This is a genomic window from Streptomyces sp. UNOB3_S3, from assembly GCF_020740895.1.
Lineage (GTDB): Bacteria > Actinomycetota > Actinomycetes > Streptomycetales > Streptomycetaceae > Streptomyces.
In genome coordinates, this window is record NZ_JAILXP010000493.1 from 1 (window position 1) to 4,328 (window position 4,328).

The following is a 4,328-nucleotide window of genomic DNA, read 5'->3' on the forward strand; positions in this document are numbered from 1 at the left end:
CCACCCAGTCGTACCCGGCCTCCCACCGCGCCCGCGCCCGCCGCCCCGTCGCGCTGCTCGCGGCGGCCGCGATCGTCGCGGCCGTGGTCGGCGGCGGGTCGGCGGCCCTGGTCGGGGAGCTGACCGGCGGGCGCGGGGACAGCGGCCAGTCCACGTCCGTCCAGAACGCCTCCCTCAAGGGCACCGGCGTCTCGGCCGTCGCCAATGCCGTCAGCCCCAGCATCGTGGAGATCAAGGCCGCGACCGCCTCCGGCCAGTCCACCGGCTCCGGCGTGATCATCAGCGGCGACGGTGAAGTGATCACCAACAACCACGTGGTCGCCGGCGCCGACGAGGTCAAGGTCACCCTCAGCGACGGCACCGTCAAGACCGCCAAGGTCGTCGGCACCGACCCCGGCAAGGACCTCGCCCTCATCAAGATCCAGGACGCCAAGGGCCTCAAGGCCGCCAAGCTCGGCGACTCCGGCAAGCTCAGGGTCGGCGACCAGGTCGTCGCCATCGGCTCCCCCGAGGGCCTGACCGGCACCGTGACCAGCGGTATCGTCTCCGCCCTCAACCGCGACGTGACCGTCTCCAAGGAACAGGGCGGCAGCGGCCAGGAGCAGCAGCGTCAGCAGCAGCGCGGCCTCCCGCAGTGGCCGTTCGAGTTCGGCGGCAACCAGTACAACGGCGACACCGGCTCCTCCAAGACCACGTACAAGGCCATCCAGACCGACGCCTCCCTCAACCCCGGCAACTCCGGCGGCGCCCTCATCAACATGAACGGCGAGATCATCGGGATCAACTCCGCCATGTACAACGCGGGCGCCGGCGACACCGCCGGCAGCGTGGGCCTCGGCTTCGCCATCCCCGTCAACACGGTCAAGGGCGACCTGGCCAAGCTGCGGGCGGGCGGCAGTGGCGCCTGAGAAACCGCCGGGCGTGCGAGGCTGAGGAGGGACGAACCCCTTGCCGACCCCCTTGCCGCCCAGTGAGAACCGTGAGGTACCGCCGATGAGCCCCGCCGAGCACGGCGAGACGCCCGCCCGCATCCTGATCGTGGACGACGAGCCCGCCGTGCGCGAGGCGCTGCGCCGCAGCCTCGCCTTCGAGGGCTACGCCACCGAGCTGGCCGTCGACGGGCTGGACGCGGTCGAGCGGGTCGCGGCCCGGCACCCCGACCTGATCGTGCTCGACGTGCTGATGCCGCGCATGGACGGCCTGACGGCCGCCCGCCGGATCCGCGCCTCCGGAGTGACCGTACCGATCCTGATGCTGACCGCCCGCGACACGGTCGGCGACCGCGTCACCGGCCTCGACGCCGGCGCCGACGACTACCTCGTCAAGCCCTTCGAGCTCGACGAGCTGCTGGCCCGCATCCGCGCGCTGCTGCGCCGCAGCTCCTACGCGACCCCCGCCGCGCCCACCGACGCCGACACGCAGACGCTGTCCTTCGGCGATCTGCGCATGGACCTCGCCACGCGCGAGGTGACCCGGGGCGACCGGCGCGTGGAGCTGACCCGGACCGAGTTCACCCTGCTGGAACTGTTCCTCACCCACCCCCGTCAGGTGCTCACCCGGGAACAGATCCTCAAGTCCGTCTGGGGGTTTGAATTCGAGCCGTCGTCCAACTCCCTCGACGTGTACGTGATGTACCTGCGCCGCAAGACCGAGGCCGGAGGAGAGCCGAGGCTCGTCCACACCGTCCGCGGGGTGGGGTACGTCCTGCGGGCCGACGGCGGCACGGAATGATCGCGACCCGGTTCCGCAGGCTCCCGCTGCGCTCCCGGCTGGCACTGCTGACGGCCGCCGCCTGCGCGGTGGCGGTGGCGCTGGCGGCATGGGCCTGCTGGTTCGTCACCAAGGAACAGCTCGGCAGCGAACGCGACACCACCCTCACCAGCAAGCGCCTCGACGAGCGGTCGGTACAGGCGCTGGTCCGCGGCTGCGGCGCCAATCCGCCCGGCCTGCCCCCCGCCCCCGGCTCCTACACCGTGCAGGTCGTCACGGCCGGCGGCGTGGTCTGCACGATGCCCGGCAAGTCCCCCATCAAGGTCACCGCCGCCGACCTGGCCGTCGCCGACGGACGGCTGGAGGAGACCCTCCACGACAGCGTCGCGACCGACGGCAACGAGATGCGCGTCTCGACGTACCGCAGCGACACGCTCCCGAACACGGCCGTCTCCATCGCCCAGCCGCTGAGCGAGACCGACAAACCCCTCAACTCCCTCGCCCTGGTCCTGGTGCTCACCGCCGGAGTGGGCGTGGTGCTGGCCGCGACGGCCGGCCTGTGGATCGCCCGGGCCGCGCTCCGGCCGGTGGACCGGCTGACGGACGCCGTCGAGCACATCGCCCGCACCGACGACCTCGCGGTGCGCATCCCCGTCGAGGGCGAGGACGAGATCGCGCGCCTGTCGCGCTCGTTCAACTCCATGACCGAGGCGCTCGCCTCCTCCCGCGGCCGGCAGCAGCAGCTCATCGCCGACGCCGGGCACGAGCTGCGGACGCCCCTGACCTCCCTGCGCACCAACATCGACCTGCTCGTGCGGAGCGAGGAGACCGGCCGGGCGATCCCCCCGGAGGACCGGAAGGCGCTGCTCGCGAGCGTCAAGGCGCAGATGACGGAGCTCGCGGAGCTCATCGGCGACCTCCAGGAGCTCTCCCGCCCGGACGGCCCGGAGAACAGCGGCCCCCTCCAGGTGGTCGCCCTCCACGAGGCCGCCGGACGGGCCGTCGAGCGGGCCCGGCTACGGGCCGGCGGCGCCGGGCTCACCGTCGACGCCGAGCTCGACCCGTGGTTCGTCCGCGCCGAACCGGCCGCGCTGGAGCGGGCGGTCGTCAACCTCCTCGACAACGCCGTGAAGTTCAGCCCTACGGGTGGTGTGATCGAGGTCCGTCTGGTGAAGGGCGAACTGACCGTTCGCGACCACGGCCCCGGCATCCCGGCCGAGGAACTCCCCCACGTCTTCGACCGGTTCTGGCGCTCCCCGTCGGCACGCGGCATGCCGGGCAGCGGCCTGGGCCTGTCGATCGTCGCCCGCACGGTCCGGCAGGCAGGCGGCGAGGTGGCGCTGCGCGCCGCCGAAGGCGGCGGCACGGTGGCGAGCGTACGCCTACCGGGCGCGTCGACGGAGCCGCCGCACGCCCCGTAGGGGCGCGGGGAACTGCGCGCCCAGCCCCCACCGGCCCGCAGAGGCTATTTGCCAACGGCGAGCCCGGTAGCCGACAACTCGGCGCGGATGCCATCGGACCCAACCGTCAGATCACGCAGCCGCAGGCGCGTGGCCTCCGGCGGAAGCCGGAACGAGAAGGAGAACCGGTCCGCAAGCTCCGGCGGCTGGAGGCGCGTGAGCGCGGTGAGCAGCCCGGGATCGATCCCGAGTTTCTCCAGCAGCCACGGGTGGTCGACGAGCACGTCGACGAGGTTGAGCCGGGTGAGCCCGTCGACGAACAGGGGCGTCCTCGCCATCTCCTCCGGCACGCCGAGTCGTTCGACGATCGCCGGGACGGAGAACAGGGCCTTCACCCGGGCGGCGTCCTCGGCGATCCGCTCGGCGGCCTCCCGGTGCAGGACGAGACTTCTGCGGTCGCCGGGGCCGTGGCCGCCGGGGCGGTAGGTGGCGACGTGGGGGAGGTCGAGGCTCATCCCGTCGATCTCGGTGGTGACGGCGCGCCCGCCGTCCCGGCGCAGATGGGCCTTGGCCTGGACGACCAGCTCCTGCCCGGCGACGCTCAGCCGGCCCCGGGCGCCGATCGCGTTGCCACCGAGATCGCGGAATCTGACCTGGGAGGCGCCGAGTTCCCGGTCCATGTCGGCGAACGCCAACAGGACCTCACCACTGAGGTCGCCGATGACGGCGCCCCGGATGGCGGTCGGCAGGCTGCCGGTGAGCCGGATGTCGCGGGCGCTCGCCCGTACCCGCGCCAGCGTCACCCGGTCGGCGGCGACGTGGGGGACGGTGACGTCGACCTGGTCGAGGCGCTTGGCGGCCACCTGGGTGAGGAACGGGAACCCCTTGATGTCGACCTGGGGCTCGGCCGTGAGGCGCAGGGCGCTCTGGAGCTGCTGTTGGGCCTTCTTCTCCGCGTACATCGCGGCGCAGCGGTCGGCGAGGAAGAGGAGGGCGGTGCCGGCGGCGAGGAAGAGGGAGAGCTTGACGAGGCGGCGGAGGAGCCGGAAGGGGCTGGGGGTCCACCGCTGCCGGGTCCGGGCCCGCTGTCGACGGCGGCCGCGCCGGCTTCCGCGGCGTCCGGCGCGACGGTGGCCGGGCGGGGCCCCCGGCTGGTCGTCGCCGGGACCGGCGGGAACATAGGCGATCGGCTCGGCGTGGGGGCCGGCGGATATGAGG

Annotated in this window: 4 protein-coding genes; 3 read left to right on the top strand and 1 reads right to left on the bottom strand. The window is 73.1% G+C overall.

Annotation, left to right across the window (positions count from 1 at the left end; all coding sequences use genetic code 11):
- The 3 genes from K6I33_RS32395 to K6I33_RS32405 form a co-directional block, all read left to right on the top strand.
- The coding region (locus tag K6I33_RS32395; RefSeq protein ID WP_229358156.1) for a S1C family serine protease at nucleotides 1-908 on the top strand (908 nt) is incomplete at its 5' end.
- 85 nt (nucleotides 909-993) lie between these two features.
- Nucleotides 994-1,731 (top strand): response regulator transcription factor, encoded by a 738-nt coding sequence (locus tag K6I33_RS32400; protein WP_229358158.1) that lies wholly within the window; start codon nucleotides 994-996, stop codon nucleotides 1,729-1,731.
- The gene (locus K6I33_RS32405) at nucleotides 1,728-3,131 is read left to right on the top strand and encodes a cell wall metabolism sensor histidine kinase WalK (protein WP_229358160.1); all 1,404 of its coding nucleotides are present in this window, start codon (nucleotides 1,728-1,730) and stop codon (nucleotides 3,129-3,131) included. The genes K6I33_RS32400 and K6I33_RS32405 overlap by 4 nt, the downstream gene beginning before the upstream one ends.
- Before the next feature lie 44 nt (nucleotides 3,132-3,175).
- Here K6I33_RS32405 and K6I33_RS32410 read toward each other — a convergent pair.
- Nucleotides 3,176-4,328 (bottom strand): DUF2993 domain-containing protein (locus tag K6I33_RS32410; RefSeq protein WP_238492323.1); only part of this gene is annotated, 1,153 nt, incomplete at its 5' end.